At 46.2% G+C, this 17,079-nt stretch carries 13 protein-coding genes; all 13 read right to left on the bottom strand.

Annotated elements, in window-relative coordinates; genetic code table 11:
- Positions 1 to 83: 83 nt before the first annotated feature.
- On the bottom strand, positions 84 to 641 hold the full coding sequence (locus ACPUYX_RS00170) for a Fe-S-containing hydro-lyase (RefSeq protein ID WP_426377739.1): 558 nt from the start codon (positions 639 to 641) through the stop codon (positions 84 to 86).
- Positions 638 to 1,498, bottom strand: coding sequence for a fumarate hydratase (locus ACPUYX_RS00165; RefSeq protein ID WP_426377738.1), 861 nt, complete (start codon positions 1,496 to 1,498; stop codon positions 638 to 640). Before ACPUYX_RS00165 ends, ACPUYX_RS00170 begins: the two co-directional genes overlap by 4 nt.
- A gap of 564 nt (positions 1,499 to 2,062) precedes the next feature.
- Entirely contained in the window at positions 2,063 to 5,020 is a 2,958-nt protein-coding gene (locus ACPUYX_RS00160; RefSeq protein WP_426377737.1) for a cell wall-binding repeat-containing protein, read from the bottom strand.
- A gap of 314 nt (positions 5,021 to 5,334) precedes the next feature.
- Positions 5,335 to 5,727: a hypothetical protein gene (locus tag ACPUYX_RS00155; RefSeq protein ID WP_426377736.1), complete on the bottom strand. Its 393-nt coding sequence runs from the start codon at positions 5,725 to 5,727 to the stop codon at positions 5,335 to 5,337.
- A 100-nt stretch (positions 5,728 to 5,827) separates the two neighbouring features.
- On the bottom strand, positions 5,828 to 6,616 hold the full coding sequence (locus ACPUYX_RS00150; protein WP_426378288.1) for an acyl-CoA dehydratase activase: 789 nt from the start codon (positions 6,614 to 6,616) through the stop codon (positions 5,828 to 5,830).
- A 60-nt stretch (positions 6,617 to 6,676) separates the two neighbouring features.
- A complete protein-coding gene (locus tag ACPUYX_RS00145; RefSeq protein WP_426377735.1) occupies positions 6,677 to 7,690 on the bottom strand; it encodes a 2-hydroxyacyl-CoA dehydratase family protein in 1,014 nt (337 codons plus the stop codon).
- A 687-nt stretch (positions 7,691 to 8,377) separates the two neighbouring features.
- Complete coding sequence (locus ACPUYX_RS00140) at positions 8,378 to 9,625, bottom strand: methylaspartate ammonia-lyase (RefSeq protein WP_426377734.1); 1,248 nt, start codon at positions 9,623 to 9,625, stop codon at positions 8,378 to 8,380.
- 77 nt (positions 9,626 to 9,702) lie between these two features.
- Positions 9,703 to 11,154 carry a methylaspartate mutase subunit E gene (locus tag ACPUYX_RS00135; protein WP_426377733.1) on the bottom strand — a complete coding sequence of 484 codons (1,452 nt, stop codon included), beginning with the start codon at positions 11,152 to 11,154 and terminating at the stop codon, positions 9,703 to 9,705.
- Between the two features lie 12 nt (positions 11,155 to 11,166).
- Positions 11,167 to 12,546: a methylaspartate mutase accessory protein GlmL gene (glmL, locus tag ACPUYX_RS00130; protein ID WP_426377732.1), complete on the bottom strand. Its 1,380-nt coding sequence runs from the start codon at positions 12,544 to 12,546 to the stop codon at positions 11,167 to 11,169.
- Between the two features lie 15 nt (positions 12,547 to 12,561).
- On the bottom strand, positions 12,562 to 12,981 hold the full coding sequence (gene glmS / locus ACPUYX_RS00125) for a methylaspartate mutase subunit S (protein WP_426377731.1): 420 nt from the start codon (positions 12,979 to 12,981) through the stop codon (positions 12,562 to 12,564).
- Positions 12,982 to 13,027: 46 nt separating this feature from the next.
- Positions 13,028 to 13,957, bottom strand: coding sequence for a glutamate racemase (murI, locus tag ACPUYX_RS00120; protein WP_426377730.1), 930 nt, complete (start codon positions 13,955 to 13,957; stop codon positions 13,028 to 13,030).
- On the bottom strand, positions 13,954 to 14,907 hold the full coding sequence (locus ACPUYX_RS00115; RefSeq protein WP_426377729.1) for a GntR family transcriptional regulator: 954 nt from the start codon (positions 14,905 to 14,907) through the stop codon (positions 13,954 to 13,956). The genes murI and ACPUYX_RS00115 overlap by 4 nt, the downstream gene beginning before the upstream one ends.
- A gap of 526 nt (positions 14,908 to 15,433) precedes the next feature.
- Entirely contained in the window at positions 15,434 to 17,047 is a 1,614-nt protein-coding gene (locus ACPUYX_RS00110; RefSeq protein WP_426377728.1) for a cell wall-binding repeat-containing protein, read from the bottom strand.
- Positions 17,048 to 17,079 lie beyond the last annotated feature (32 nt).

Here is a 17,079-nt window from a genome sequence, read left to right as displayed (position 1 = left end):
TTTCCAATAATATCTTATTATATCTTAAAATCCTTAATTGTACTTTAAGAAATTGTGAAGCTTTTGTGACCAATTCTGACGTGTTAAACCGTTCTATACTGGGCTTTCCCGCTCTCATACAGATTCGTTCCTTCTTGATCAATAATCACAATTGCCGGGAAATCTTTGACAACCAATCGTCGAACTGCTTCAGGTCCCAGTTCAGGATAGGAAATCACTTCTGCCGAAACAATGCGTTTGGCAATGAGTGCGCCGGCCCCGCCGATAGCTCCAAAATAAACGGCACCATGCTCTTTCATAGCTTCTATGACCTCAGGACTGCGCAGCCCTTTACCTATCATTCCTGTTAAACCTTGAGCAATTAACTTGGGGGAATAGGCATCCATCCGTCCGCTTGTCGTTGGTCCTGCTGAGCCAATCACTTGCCCTTCCTTAGCTGGAGTCGGCCCCACGAAATAAATGACTTGGTCTTTCATATTAAAGGGCAACTCTAGCCCTTGCTCCAAGGCTTCGACCATTTTCTTGTGAGCAGCATCTCGTCCCGTATAAATAACACCACTTAATAAAACATTATCTCCGGCTTTTAACGTCTTGAGTTTTTCTTGCGTAAGAGGGGTTTCGATGCGTTTTACATCACTCATTGATTCTCCCTCCCTTGTAAGGTGATTTCCTTATGACGTGTCGCATGACAGCCAATGTTTACGGCCACAGGCATTCCGGCGATATGCGTGGGATATACTTCTAAGTTGACGGCCAGCGCGGTCGTCACTCCGCCAAATCCTTGGGGTCCGATACCCAAGCCATTGATACGCTCTAATAATTCTTTTTCAATCTTCGCCAAACGTTCATCTTGGTTATGGATTCCCACTTCACGAAGCAAGGACTTCTTAGCCAAGAAGGTAGCCTTTTCCATAGTTCCTCCGACACCCACACCGACGATAATCGGAGGGCAAGGATTTCCGCCCGCTCGGTCAACGGTATCGACAACAAAATCCATCGCGCCCTGCAAACCTTCCGAAGGCTTACACATTTTCAGTCCGCCCATATTCTCGCTCCCAAATCCTTTGGGGGCAACAATAAGGCGCAGAACATCACCGGGTACAATATCGTAATGAATGATAGCCGGAGTATTATCTCCCGTATTGACTCTATCAAAAGGATCTTTGACAACCGATTTGCGCAGAAACCCCTGCTCGTATCCCTGTCGTACTCCTTCATTAAGCGCATCCGTCAGGCTGCCGCCTGCTATGTGCAAATCCTGACCGATTTCCACAAAAAGCACCGCCATCCCGGTATCCTGGCACATTGGGACTTGCTCCTTGTGAGCAATATCGGCATTTTCTATAAGACGCTCCAAGACCTCCTGACCCAAGGGCGAAGATTCCTTTTTAAGGGCTGAATGAAAGCCTGTCATAATGTCCGAACTCAAATTATAGTTTGCTTCCATACAGAGAGTTCGGATGGCTGAAATAATTTCATCCACGTGGATTTCTTTCATTTGGATGTCTGACCTCCTTTAATGTCTATTTATTTTCTTTGAACCTTTCAGAACACTTTCGTACACTTAATATACTTAATTACCTGCTAGTCCACAACTTATATTACTCCCCTGTTTATTTAAAGACAATCCCAAAACCCTCAATTAACGAAGCAAACAATGAAGCTTCAAATGATGAAGGGAGAATCGCTCAATGACACTGTGAACATGCTCCCACCACTTACGTTCTGCGAACGTTGAAGTGGAGGCAATAATTTGTTGAGATAATACAATTCATCCCCTCCCAAATCGTTGCGACGATTTGAGGGAGGGGATGAATTGCTGACGTGGTTAAAAGTCGTTTAGCGAGACTCCCTTTATCTAATCGTAAGCCGCCCACTTCGGCTAGTGGACGGCACTCCATACTGTCTTAGGCGGATGCAGAGACCATCCTTCAGCACGATAGATAGCATCTATTATGGGCTAGGCGCTTTCGGTGAAAGTGTCCGCAGGACACTTTCGTCACCGAAGTCTCGATGTTCAGCTTTAGCTGAACGAGTTCACTCGAACCTCCGGAACAGATCGTTAACTCGATGTCGTCGCTGAAGCAACGGGCGAAAATTGACCGGTAGCGGAACCGTTAACTGCCTGAATTTTATAATAATAGGTTGTATCGGCCCACAGACCGGTATTGGAATAACTATTTGTTGTTACTGTGGCAATATGGGTAAATGTACCCGAAGAGGATGTTGAGCCGAAGATATAATAACTCGTCGCACCGCTTACTGCATCCCAACTAAGGTCTATTTGGCTCGAGCTTACAGGGGATGCTGTAGCGAGTCTTGGTGCAGATAAGGTAGTAGATACATTTGTTGCGCTTGCACCATTAATGCTGGTTAAAACGCTGTCCGGCACAACAACTGTTCCGCCAAAGACAACTTCTTTTTGAATACCGCCTGAGATACTTCCCATGTAATCAAGAGTTGACTGTCCCACAGGATTGCCTACCAAAAAGACCGGGGAGCTTGTCAGTGAAGCCAAAACTGAACCAGCTAGAGCATCGCCATAGTTTTCACCTGTAGATATATAGCAGGTGCTAAAATCTAATTGGTCAGCAAATTCTTTGATGATACTGATATTCGTATCATATCTGTCTTGGCCGCTAAGTCTTGTCGGTGAAGGAAGTTGATTAACAACATTATCGCTGATAACTCCGGTCCCACCTACAACATAAGTGCTTTGTATCCCCTTCAGATATGTTTTCACGCTTGAGGGAAGCGTATCTTTCGGTGTCAGCAGGATGGGAATCCCCTTCATGGCGGCAATGGGGGCTATAGACAAAGCATCCGGGAAGGTTTCGCCGCTGGCGACGACTGCTTGACTCGTTGGCTCCATTGCCTGAGCAATTTTTACCGATGTTTCGTAACTGTCGTTTCCCGCAATTCTCGTAACTTGAATCCCCATATCTTTAATACTTTGCTCAACTGCGGCTGAAATAACGCCAACTCCGCCTACGATAAAAACACTCTTTACTTTCATACGCGTAAGCTGTGCTTTAGTTTGTGCGTTCAACGTATCCTTAGTCGTCAACAATAAAGGTGCATTATGCTCTGCAGCCAGAGGGCCGCTGCATAAAGCATCGGAAAAAGTTTCCCCGCTGACAATAACGGCAAAGTAAGAGGTATTCCATTCTGCTTTGGCGACCTCCGCTGCAGTCCCGTACATATCTTCCCCTGCCAGACGTTGGGCAGAAGTTTGTGAGGGATTCGTTGGCGCAGTACTGCCCGACCCCGACCCGGTAGCCGCCGCCGAGACTATAGCCGAAAAGGGGCTTGATCCTAAACTGCCCACCGCCTGAATCTTATAATAATAGGTTGTGTTGGATGACAAGTTAGAATCGGTATAATTTAACGTAGAAATTGTAGCAATATTCGTATATACATCTGATATGGAGGTTGCCCGATACACATAATAGGATGTTGCATTACTGACGGAATCCCAGGTCAAATAGATCTGACTGGTACTTAAAGCTGTCGCTGTAGGGTTGGTGGGTGCCGAAAGAGCAGTATTTGTAAGTATCGTTGTGGCAGGAACAACAGCTGATTCGGCACTAGAGCCGGCACTTCCTACCGCAACTACCTTATAATAATAGGTGGTGTTGGCGGCCAAGCTTGAATCAGTGAGGCTTGGTGTAGTAACCGTACCTATATTGGAATAAGTTAGCGAAGGCGAAGTAGACCTGTAAACATTATAATAACTGGCATTGGAAACGGCGCTCCAAGTCAAGTATATTTGACTGGTGCTTACAGTAGTCGCAGTTACATTGGTAGGTGTTGCCAATGCACCAGTATTATACGTTGTTGTTACAGTAACAATGGCCGAATCCGAACTGCTGCCCGAACTGCCGATAGCCACTACCTTATAATAGTATGTTGTAAGTGTCGATACCGTGGAATCTGTATAAATCGATGTCGCCGGGGCACCTACTATGGTATATGTCCCGGTAAGGGAGGTAGACCTATAGACCGTATAATAAGTTGCATTACTTACAGTCGCCCAACTCAAATAAACTTGATTACTCGCTAAAGCTATCGCCGAGACATTTGTCGGTGCGGCTAAAGCTCCGCTGGCGACGGTAGTCGCATTAGTAATAACGGAATCTAAACTTGGCCCCGCATTGCCAACAGCTGCTACTTTATAATAATAGGTTGTATTGGTCGATACGGTAGAATCAGTATAATAGGCCGTTGTCGGCGAAGCAACTACAGTATAAGTTCCATATGGAGATGTTGACCTATAGACATAATAAAAATTCGCATTGCTCACAGCACTCCAGCTCAAATAGATTTGAGTACTGCTGACAACACTGGCGATTAGATTACTAGGGGCAGATGGTACTGTGCTGGAAATTGTCGTTGTCGCGTAAACTATGGGAGAATCCGTACTTGTTCCATAGCTGTTTCTGGCTACAACTTTATAATAATAGGCAACATTGGCGGACAGGCCTGAATCGGTATAGCCTATAGTAGTGGGCGAAGCGATCATTGAAAATGGTCCCGATGGCGAGTTTGCTCTGTAAACATAATAGGATGTTGCACCACTTACGGCATTCCAGGTCAAATAGATCTGACTTGAACTTGATGCAGTAGCCGTTAAATTTGTCGGAGCCGGCAAAGTGCTGTTTGAGCTTAAAGTAACTGCATAAACTATGCTGGAGTATGAGCCTCCCCCAGCGCTATTTGATGCTTGAACTTTATAATAATAGGCGGTGCCCGACGATAAACCGGTATCTATATAACTTGAAGATGTTGTCGTACCGACAACCGAGTAATTTCCGGAAGAGGTTCCCCTGTAAATATAATAGGTTGTCGCACCGCTTACTGTGTTCCAGGTTAGGGATATTTGGCTGCTGTTAAGAGCAGAGGCATAAAGATTTGCCGGTGCCGTCGGAGTCGATAGAGCCAGGGCATTTTGTGGAAAGAATAACGTAGTGATCAATAAACATAACACTACTGCCATAAATTTGAAATTATGTAGTTTCATTAATAACCCTCCTGCGATGCTTTTGCCACTAATTTGCTAAGACACTGATACTATTTTATTTATTCCATCTCGCTGATAGCTTCGAAGTTGTTTATTTCTGTTTATATCCCTGCATTCTGTAATATTCTTGTTACAAACTCTATTATCCTTCTTGTCTAGACAAACATTTTCAAAAATTGCTCTAGACCATCTCTGGTTTACCCGGTTAAGGTTATGGCAAGAAAAAAGCCTGAGAGAACGTTTTTAACAGATCCTCTTGAAATAGAGCAGTTAAAAACGTTCTCTCAGGCTAATTTTTTTGTGCATTATTAATACTATAACCTTTTGAAAATTCTCTTTGCCCAATGAACAATGAGCAGGACTCCCTGATAAATCACAAAGACAACTAAAAAACCCCAAAGGCCTTCCATAATGTCTTGAAATTCCATGTTGCCTCGCCCGGTAATTTTTTGCTCTATCTCAATGGCAAAAACAAAAACAACAAGAACAGTAAAAGTATAGATAAAAGAAATGATCGTTAGGCTATAGCGAAGAAGATATTTAAACAACTTATTAACAATAATAAATAACACTATTCCCAATAAACCGATAATCAAAAAATGCAGTTGTTTGTCACTGTAATTTAAGCCAAAATACTGTGTTACGACGATTAATTTGTCGTGGAAAAAGTTCACGATTCCGGTAATGTATTTCAACCCTTTGACCAATTACTTTACCTCCAACGCTAAGCGAGACAACGCCTAATGGGCCGCTGGTCTGTCATTAACCTATTACGTTGGCTATCGATCAGTCGCCGTAAAATAGTTGTTAGTCACTCGTCTCGCTACCCTTAATGCAACATCCTATGGCCCCATTATATTGAGGTTCTTGCGGAATAATAACCCGCTTACCTGTACCTTCCTGCAGAAGCCTTGTCACCGCCTGATTATGGGCAACGCCCCCGGTAAAGACTAAAACCTCCCCCTCAAAAGAACGCAGAAGGGGCAAGATTCGCTTAACGATGGTGGCATTGACACCCGACGCCAGTTCCTTAATTGGACAGCCTTCAACGATCTTGCCAATAAGTTCGCTTTCTCCAAACACCGCACAGGTAGAATTCAACTCCACAGGAGCATCTGCATACTGGCCAAGCTCCTCCAGAGACAAATCTAAGATATTAGCCATGTTTTCCAAATAACGCCCTGAGGAGGCCGCACACTTATCATTCGTCAAAAAGTCAATCATTTTGCCTCGGCGAACTTGAATGATTTTGCTGTCCTGCCCACCTAAATCAACGAGTGTGAAATCCTTAAGCCCGGTTTGGTAAACAGCACCCAGAACATGAGCTTTTAATTCCGGAATCGCTTCTCCTCCGGCAAGCTCTAAGGTATTTCGACCATAGCCGGTCGATACAAGACTGTCAACTTCAGGCAAACCCAAGGCTTCAAAATTCACGACCAGCTTCCCATCGTGCTTACGTCCATATTCTCGATAAAAGCGGATAGTATCTAACCTTTCCAGCCGCTTGATCTCTATGGAATCAGATTCCGTTTGGAATTGCATGAGGGCAATCTTAACACTTCGACTTCCTAAATCAATACCACAAATCGTTTGCATAGACATTTTGACAATAGCCTCCAATGATTTAAACTTCATAAAAAACAAGAACGACTTTCTCTACTCCTTCAGCATACTCAAAAATGACTCAACCCTCATCTTACTCCGTGCATCCAGCCCCGTTGGATTCTCGCCTTCCAGCGTTAAGATCGGGTAGTCCAATTTTTTACGGATAATCAAATCCTCGATTTGACGATAACAAAAGCTTTGGGTATAGTGGATAATTCCATCCAGCTGACGTCGTTCCGCTTCATAACGAATATCCTCGATCCGCTGAAAAACTTGATAAGGATAAGTATAGCGCCTGTATTGTTCAACGATATCCTCCGTTGAAAAAGGCATAGAAAATTGCCTTTGAACTTCATTAAAAACGACACGCGCCCCATGTTCCTCGATAAAATCATAGATCTCGGGAAAAATCGGAGGAACTCCGATAAAACCCAATCGTACCTCCCGTAGCTTTTTCCGACCTTGGGACAGATTCCTCTCCGCTAACGATTCTCTTTGGCGAGCCTCTTGGATAAACTCCTCCATCTCGCGGGCAAATCGTTCCGGATCACCGTTAAAATCCGAGCAGGAAACTTGATAAAGATGATTTTCGAACCCCCTTACCCGATTTTCTTCCCAAGTCAGCTGATCAATCTCCCAGGCCAAGGCCCGGACTTGGTCAAGCCGCCTTTTCTGCTCCTTTACACCCTCCCAGGTTGTTCCTAAAGCAGTAATAAGTTTGTCCATTTGCAGCCTAAGCATGTCAGGATCACCATCATAAGGAAACGCAAAAGGTATTATATCAATCCCCTCAACTTCCCACGTCTCCATCAAAGCATGGGTATTGCTGCAATCTCCTTGAGTAACAGCTATAATACGTCGGATTTCAGGGTCCAGCAGAGCACTGGAATATAATCCCTTAATCCAACCGCAGACATTCCTCGGAAAACCAGCCAACTCAGCATCCTCAACACGCTTCATCGCATCCGAAGCAGTAATAAAAATATTATTTAAATCAATCGGAGTTTCACCTGCCGCATAAATAACCTCAACCGGCACCGTCGTCGTTAAACCAATCTTACCCATAAAGGCCCTCTTCTCCTTGTCCTTACATAGCTTAAATTGCTTATACTCTTTATTGTAAAGGTTTCAGCCCAAAAAGTTAAGTCCGCGGCCCTTTTACCTCATCTAACGTCGCCGCACAGCATCATCATAGCCAACGGTCCCTCTCGCCGTCCATGGTTTCAGCGAACACACTGCCAATCACACTGTAGGGATATGCGTAATGAGACGCGGCGTGGCGATAAGCCCGTCCGCCTACGTCATGGCCAGCAGTTGACATCGGAATACCAATGAGCGATATGGGCGCAGCTACCCGACCCGTAGAATCCATATTTATCCCTCGATGGCGCCATCAGGTCGACTTTAGCGTCGACAAAAAAAGGAGAAGACCAGACCCCTTACTATTAAATCAATAAGGAATCCAGTCTTCATCTTAAGAATCTTCCCCCTGAAAAACCATGGACCACAGAGGAAGGGAGCTTCGCCCACAAGAGTGAACTCATTGCATGGAGAGGCGGTAAAGCTCACAAAGTTTGCGTAGGAGAGCGGAACCGTGGTTCACATCAGGTACTACCCAGAGGTTCGGTGTAGCTCCCACGCAAACGAGTGAGCGAGCCTTGGAATGCTGAGTGAACGATGTGGGCGAAACTCCCTGACCCGAACGGCCCTATTTCCGAACCATTTCCAAACGACCCAATTTCCAAAGGAAACCTAACGTGACGCCTTCCTTCCTAACAGCGCCAACGTCCGATTCATCTCATTGTGCACGATCATATACCCCTCATCAACGCCCATCCCAGGCTTAGCCAGCATCTGATCCGGACGGCTTGCCAAAGCAACATGAACAGCCGTACGTCCACCGGCATCAGTTTCGTTGCAAGACCCTCCAACATAGGCACCTACGCCATACTTTTTGGCATAGATCACAGCTTCAATGGTATTTTGAATTCCGCCTAAATCCGGCGTTTTGATTTGTACCATATCCGCCGCTTGAGCATCCACAAACTCAACAATATCTTCATAGGTGTTGCACCACTCATCGGCAACGATTTCCACCTTCACGCCACGCTCTTTCAAGGCCACCCGCAGGGCTTTCAGTTGGGCAATCTGTCCCTCAGTACTGCCGGCATCCATCGGGCCTTCAATTCGCAAATGCAGGGGAGCAGCTGCTTTTTCCAGTTTGGCAAAATACTCAGCCATTTTTTGAGTATCATCCTTAAAGGCAATCCCAATGGTTCCATAAACGTCTATATGCAAAACCGGCCGGTAATCATCTCCACCAATGGTGAGAATGCGATTTCTCAGCCAGATGACATAGTCTAAAAGCAGTTCCCCGTTAACGCCAAGCTTTGTTTCAACGTTGTTGATTAAAGCATGAGGCAATACTCCGGCACGCTTAATAATAGCCTTATCAGCATTATCATAGCGGTCATCACCTGTTTGGGTAAAAATCGGAACAGGCTCCAGAATCATAGGGAGATCATATTCCTCCAGAATAACCTCCGTCATGGTTTTCTTCTTGGCTTTGGCAACACCATCAAGAATCGCCTGGCTGACTCCATAACGAATAGCCGTATGGTAACGGTCTCCGTTAGGTCGTTTGGAATTTTCCACCAAAGCTGCTAAGTGACGGAAGGAGTCGAGTTCCTGACCCAAAAGCTTAGGTGCAATTTCCTCCATAATAATGGGGATAAATTCTTCCGCCAAAAAGAGAGGATCACGGCCGCCCGCTCCTGAATATTGAACGGCAGCACAATCTCCTGAAGCGACTTGACCATCTTCCAGGATTAACATCACAGAAATAGACTCCCCGCGCTGTCTAACAGCTTTAAACCCCGGGGTCATTGGTTCGCCGGTATAAGCGAAGCCGTCATGTCCGGCTCCTGCTTTAATGGCCTGCTGATCGTCAAAATAAAATCCTGTAAGTCCCGGCGATGCTATTATATCAACAATTTTCATGATAGTGTTCCTCCCTCAGCTTCTGCATTTTTAGCAAGTTAAACTTGTTCAGTTAAAGTATTTCGGTCCCATTTGTCTTACCTTGGACGTCCGACAAGCATTCCTTTACCAATAGCGTAAATATCATCGATAACCATTTGGAAAGAAGGATCGCGGCCCTCATCACGTCCCCGTTGGGCAATACGTTCACGGTGGAAATCCTTGATCGTCTCATCAAAGGGAAGATTGCCGAAATCCAGCATTCTTACGGCTCCCGTAGTGTCCCGGGCCGGTAAAATTTTGCCGGCATTAAAACGGCTGGGAGCAAAAGGAACGTCGATAACACCTGCCTGGAAGGCTCGAACGGTGCCCACAGCCATGTCTCCTTCACCAAGACTTAAGACGCGATCCAAAATAGCCCTGGTTTCTGCCAAAATCATCTGTTCTTCTAAAGCCAGTTCCTCTGTCATCGGCAAGGTCTGGTCTTTTAACATGCTCAATACCTGTTTTGTAGCCCGGATTCCTGCCGCATTAGCTTCTTTGGTCGGTATGCCCAAAGCTTCGTGAGGTGTTTTAACAATAACCTTCGTCGCCTTGCCTAAGGCAGCCGTTGCAGCACCCCAGGAAATAACTCCGAAAGCCTTGGCTTCGTCTTGGGGGAATCCACCCATCCACTGGTGAAATACGGTGGTAATCATAGCCTTGGGATACCCAAGCTTCTCCATATATTCTTCAGCAAGGACCGGCAGAGTATGCAAAGCCGCGACATCTTGAATCAGGTTGCCGCATTGACCATAACCCAAGGTCAAACTGCGAACTCCCTGAGCCACTGCCAGAATTCCTTCGATTACAGCCACAGCATGAGAAACCGCGGGAGGAACAAGTGTCCCGGTCAAGGGGCCGAAGGGTTCGCGGTTAATTTTTACCCCTTGTTCCTCATACAAGCCAATAAGCCGGTCAACATATTGCCAATACTTGATCGTACTCTCAATCGAAACATCTTTGGAATAGGGAATATTATAAGAAATACCTCCCCCTTCAAAATCCGTAAAACCTCCGGCGATAGTTATTTCGGCTAACAGCCGGGCATCCGGAGTCCCATGACGAACCTGAACAGGTACATGAACGCTCTCAGCGACTCGCCGGCAGGCTGCAACCCCATGGTTCACCGCCGGAAAACCGTTCAGCATCGAACGTCCGATTGCTCGGCTTTCTTCAATCCCGGATTGTGCTTCGGTATAGCGGTTCTGACGCGTATAGGAGTCAATCGTCGTGGGCAGAAAATCTGCGCCTCCTTCATCCTGGAGGCAGCGCAGCAATTCAATATGTTCAGAGATTAGCGCTACTCCAGCACGCGGTTGAGCAAAGGTGATCCCTTTCTCTTTGCCTTCCGCCAGTTTCTCAGCAAAAATCTTGCTTTTAGGCAATCCCTTATGGTAGGCAACTGCTTCTTCGAAATTGACGTCCTTACCGGTCTCCCATTGCCCTAAGACTTCCTGACGCTGACGCTGAAATTCTTCAGCATCCATTTGCCGGACTGTTAATTCCATCGTTATACCCTCCTATAGTTCAACCACGTATTTTTTCATCATTCGAAGCGCAGCTTGGGGCGCAACTTCACGCAGCAAACCCATGGCTGCCAAGATATAATCTTTATCCAGATAGAATCTGGGTTTTTGAGGTTTCAGCAGAGTCGGTTCGGCAGAGTCAAATAGGGAACCCTTGAGAATTTCCAAAACATTCGGGTGATGAAGCAAAACTCCTCCGGTACCAATCACCACAGGCAGCGGTGTCAAATCTTTGCCGTGCTGAACATAGGTCGCTCCAAAAGGCGTATAAATCACTTCAATCGTTCCAACATGCCGGTCGACAGCTAAACCAACGGCCATGCGGCCCATGGCTGCGTCAAATTTAGCTTCCTCCTCAGTCTGAGGTATTCGCCAGGGATTTTCTTTGAATAGCCGCAGCTGACTGGCTACTTGCTCATCCGTCCAACCCAAAAAATCATACAAGCGCCGGCCTGAAGCTTCCACTAAAGCCTCTGAGCTGTAACGCATGCCCAGATCGCCTTCAACGGTTCGTTTGGCAAAAGGTTCAGGCAATCCTTTGAGGGTGACGCTCGGTTTACTCGGATCCCCTGTGGCGACTGAATGAACGTCTGTCGTGGCTCCCCCAACATCAACAATCATCAGTTCACCCAGTCCACGCTCTGATCCGGATCCTGCGGCCAATAATTCCGCTGCCGACAATACCGCCGCCGGGGTAGGCATCATAACCCGTTCTAAAAACTCTTCTGCCTTATCTAAACCTTTGGCGTGGACAATATGGCTGAGGAATATATCACGAATCGCCATACGGGCCGAATCAACTGCCAAAACTCCCAGATCAGGCATCACATTGTCCGCCACCATCACAGGTGCATGCCGTTGTCTGAGCAGATCTGCAGCCTGAACCGCTGCGGCTTTGTTGCCGGCGACCACCACCGGCAGACTGATTGGCAGCGTGCTCAGCAGTTCAGCGTTTTTAAGCAATATCTCTTTATTTCCGCCGTCAGTACCTCCTGCCAACAGGAAAATATCCGGCTTGGCAGCAATGATCTTCTCCAAATCCCGGGCCGTTAACTCGTAGCTGAAGACTTCAAGCAATCTGGCCCCTGCTCCCAAAGCAGCTCTTCTGGCCGCTTCAGCGGTTAATTCTTTGACCAAACCGCTGGCCATCATTTTCAAACCACCTGCCGCACTGCTGCAGGCAAGTTTACGGACAAAATTCCATCCTCCCGACGGCTCAGGTATCTGTGCCAGCGCATGATTCAAACCATCCATAATATTAGTTTCAATGGTCGTTCCGGCCCGGGCGGTGCCAAGGATCTCTTCCGTATCAAGGTCAACAATCGTCACTTTCGTGTAAGTACTGCCAAAATCAATGAGAAGGACTGCTTGCAAGGCTCATTCCCCCCTTTATTCTTCACTTATCCCCAAATCTTCCCGCAAATCTTTAATGGGAACTTCAGGCATGGTACCCGGCGGGTAAACACGATTAAAGCCCATTGCCAAGAAGCGTTCTTTAACCGAATCAAAATCTTGTTTCCCCACAACCAGATTACCGCCGACATACATTAAAATGTCACCTATTCCTTTTTCCTGACATTTTTCACGCAGTCCCCGGCAATCCATCTCACCATGGCCATATAATGATGAAACCATCAGGACATCGGCATTTGTTTCAATTGCAGCATGAATGAACTCTTCCTGAGTTGCCAGCACTCCGATGTTAATGACTTTGAAACCAGCATGAGTAAAGGCATAATCCAGGATGCGGTTTCCGACAGCATGAACATCTGAACCGATTACCCCTAATACCAAGGTCTTTTGTTTCACGATAAATTCCTCCCGGCTTTTTCAATTATGAAAACTAAATAAGAAGTTAGAGGTTAAAGGAACCCTCCACAAAAGTTACTTGTTCAACGGATTCTATCGAGTCCTGCAGAAGTGTATTGCCAACTTGTTTGAAAAGTTCCGGGTCTCCGCTGACAAAATAACGGGCCCGCCATTGGCTTTTCCCTAAAGCATCAGATGTTGATACTAATTCTAAGGAAGGATCGGATTTTGCTTCATCCCGCTGCTTCATCTGAGCCAGCAATTCTTTAAGCTCCTCTAACACGGCCAGAGCAGGGTCAACAATCAGAACATCCTCACCTAAAATTTCTTTAAGAACCGGTTCCAAAAAAGGATAATGAGTACAGCCGAGAATCAAGGCATCAACACCGGAGGATTGAAGAGGCGCCAGATAGGTGCGGGCAATTCCCCGTGCCTGCAAAGAATTGGCTAACCCAGCTTCGATCAGAGGAACAAAGAGAGGGCAGCCCTGTGCTTTGACCAAGGAAATAGCCTGTTCCCCATGCTGCCAAGCCGAGCGCAGATCAGCATTCTCCGGCACGCTTCCTCGGGCCAGAGCACGGCTGACCCCTAAGGAATAGGCCTTGCTGCGTACCGTCGTTTCCGTAGCAATCAATCCGATTCGGCCCGCTATGGTTTTTTTTACGGCTAAGCGGGCACCAGGTTCAATCATTCCGATCATTGGAATATCAAACCTCTCCTGGAGCGTGGGAAGTGCGGTGGCAGAACTTGTATTGCAGGCAACGACAATGGCTTCTGCCCCTTGCCCGATCAAAAAGGTGACGCTTTCTTCCCCAAAACGTATAAGTTCCTCCTGGGAGCGGTTTCCATAAGGCACTCGTGCCGTATCTCCAAAATAAACAATTCGTACATCAGGCAGCTGCTCCAGAATTTGTTTGGCCACGGTAAGTCCGCCGACTCCCGAATCAAATAAACCAATGACCCGTTGTTTCCTCAACGTTTACCCTCCTTTATTTCCAATAAAGCACCGCGCAGCAAATTTAAGCTCCCGGTATCTGGTTCGAAACGAAATTCTATACATTCCATATTATCCGGAAGAACTTTTTCAACCCGAAGGCGCAGCTTCGGCGCAAAAATTACTGCCCCGCAATCGGGCAAAGCCTCGCGTAATCTTATGTCATCGGGTTGTATCAACGTTCGAAAGGTGGGATGAAGCCCCGCTTGATTTAGAGCGTTGATAACCTTTTCCGCAAAATGACTGCTTTCGCAAACTAAGGCCAAGTCCCGTCCTACCGTCAATTTGGCGATCCGGACAATAGTTTCCAGCTTTGGCTGAAGTGAAACTCCCAAAATAGGCAAGTTAAACTTCTCAAATAATCGTTTAACCTCTGTCAAATGAGCTACTCCTGTGACGAGCATATCCATGCTTGCTAAACGTTTTTGAACCGTGAGTGAATCCTGAAGTTCAGAGAGCAAAAAGGGCAGCAAACTGACACCAGGGCCAAGGTTCCAGCGAGCATCGTTCAATTGCTCAGGGTTACATTCAATGAAAGCTACTTTCACCCGTGACAGGAAATGCTTTTTTTCCATCCCCCGCACATGAACGAAGGAGACAAAGTCATCAATGCTGAAGCCTAAGCCAACAGCCTCTTCCATGGCTACATCAATAATTCGCAGGACCTTCTCTTTGCGTCCCTCCTGCTGCATGATCAGCAACGTATCGGCTACAAACGTCCCTTTTCCTTGAGCTGAACTTAATACCCCTTCACTTTCAAGTTCTTTGTAAGCTTGACTGACTGTGTTACGGCTTACGGATAAACTCGCGGCCAGTTCCCGTTCAGTTGGCAATTTCATACCTGCAGCCCAAACGCCCTGAGTAATGTGACGTCTAATTTGTTCCTTGAGCTGTATGTAGTAGGGAACTCCGCTCTTACGATCGAGATCCATTTACCCACCTCTTAACTAAGTTTCAGCCCTTTGGCTTAGTCCTTATTGGCATGGTCAATTAGTCCAATTTTCTTACGCTATTATATTCGGCATTTCTCAAAGAATCCCTTCTCGTTTCCTAGTATTTTATTAAAATTAATTTATAATTCTCTCACCATTAAAAAGGAGCAGAAAATAAATTGGAGGGTGATGGCTAATTGCCATCACCCCCATTAATTTTTCTTCTATAGCATACCCAATAGTGAAGTGCTTTAGGGTAACAAGCCAAAGACCTACATAAAGGTTATATTCGATACGAGCTTATTGAGGCTATATTCACTACAAATATCAGTATGCATAATGAGCTGCAGTGTGGCCGATAAGCTCGTCCGCTTATCGTCATGGCCAACGGTTCACATCAGATACTACCCTGAGGTTCGGCAGAGCTCCCGCGCAAACGAGTGAGCAAGCCTCGGAATGCTGAGTGAACGGTGTGGGCGAAGATGCCTGACCCATAAGTGCCTAAGAAGAAGGGCAAAACTTCGACCTAATGCTCCAATAAATCCTTAAGCTCCGTCTCCAAATCCAGCGAAACACTGCTGTTAGTCCCAACAACTGACGATTGCTTAATATAACCTACATTATATAGCAGGAAGTAATTCAAACTCGAAGGAACAGTATTTTGCGGAACCATAGCAACAAACCCACCTTGTTTAGCAGCTAAAGCCGCTGTTACCAAAGCATCGGCCTTGGGATTTCCCGAACTTACATCACCTTGACGCACAAGACCGGAGGCGAAATAAAGGGGAGTCTGCGGTTTATCCGTGCTAAAAAGATTTTGGAAGATTATATTTTGCGTGTCATATTGATCATAGCCGCCCCAACGCTTGACGTGATACGTGGAACTTAGTTGATTTTCTACCGAATTTCCAATTACCGCTGTACCTCCCAGCAAAACAACATTACCTGCCTTAAGGTCTGTCAAAGCTTTAGCCGTAGAAGAGGGTACGGAATCTCTTTCTGTGAGCAAAATCGGACTTCCCTGTTCAGCAGCAAAAGCGCTAATGGCAATAGCATCGGGAATTGCGGCATAATTAGCGACATAAACAGTCTGGGTTGGATCAATTCCCACATTCCCAGATATTTGTGCTGCGGTATCATAAGCCTGCTGCCCGGCAATTCGGGTAACCGTAAACTCATTGCTCAAACTATTTTGAATCCCTTGGGAGACTGCAACAGTCCCGCCGACAATATAGATGTTCTTAGCTCCCAGATTTTGAATCTCCGTTAATGTGCGATCATCCAGTTTAGAGGAACCTGTCATGAGTATCGGTGCATCAAGCTTTTTTGAAAGGGGTGCTGCGGCAAGAGCATCCGAAAATTGATCATCTCTGGTCAAGATGACATTTAGGGAACCAGAAGCCCAACCACTTTGAGCTACACTAATCGCCAAGGATACATTATCCTGAGAATTTCCTCCGATGCGCGCGTTTTGAGTGTAGGCCGGAAGAACCGGTACGGAACCAATGATATGTCCGGCATAGAGAATATCAACGTTACCAAATTGTGTTGGGGTCATATTGAAAGTAAAGGTTCCATCGCTTAGCGTTGTATAGGAGATTGAGGAACCTCCAACTAGTGAGCCATCAATCGTTCCTGATTTACGCATCAAGGGATTTCCGTTGGAATCTGTCACTTTCACACTTATGGTATTATTGGTATTAATATATAAAGGAGCGGCAGCAACTGCTTTTGCGTCCAGAACCGTAATCGTTCCCGTGGCAAGGGCCGTTCCCAACGCCCCCTCACGAATTACTAACTGATAATCCCCCGCTGTTTCCAGGGTCACATTGGAAACTGTATAATCTCCGCTATTTCCAGATACCTGATATATTTTAGAGTTCCCATCAGAACCGGTAATTGTTGCACTCGCGACTGACCCAGTATAGGGATTAGAGGTATTGTCCCAAAGCTGAACGTTAATGTTACCCGTTTCTCCAGCTATCAGCGTTGCATCAGCACTGGTTGCGAAACTAAGCCATGCGAGCCATGTACTTCCGTTACTTGAATCAGCAGATGCTAACCCAGGAATCATACCGATCAGTAAAATCACGATGACCAGTACACTCATCACCATTTGGGCCCGTTTACTTTTCCTCACGTATTTTTTCCCCTTTCCAACTTTCCGATAAC

Origin of the sequence: Desulfosporosinus sp. SYSU MS00001 (assembly GCF_049943955.1) — a bacterium.
Classification (GTDB): domain Bacteria; phylum Bacillota; class Desulfitobacteriia; order Desulfitobacteriales; family Desulfitobacteriaceae; genus Desulfosporosinus.
Note: the sequence above shows the minus strand (reverse complement) of the source record. Positions and strands in the feature narration are given on the sequence as shown.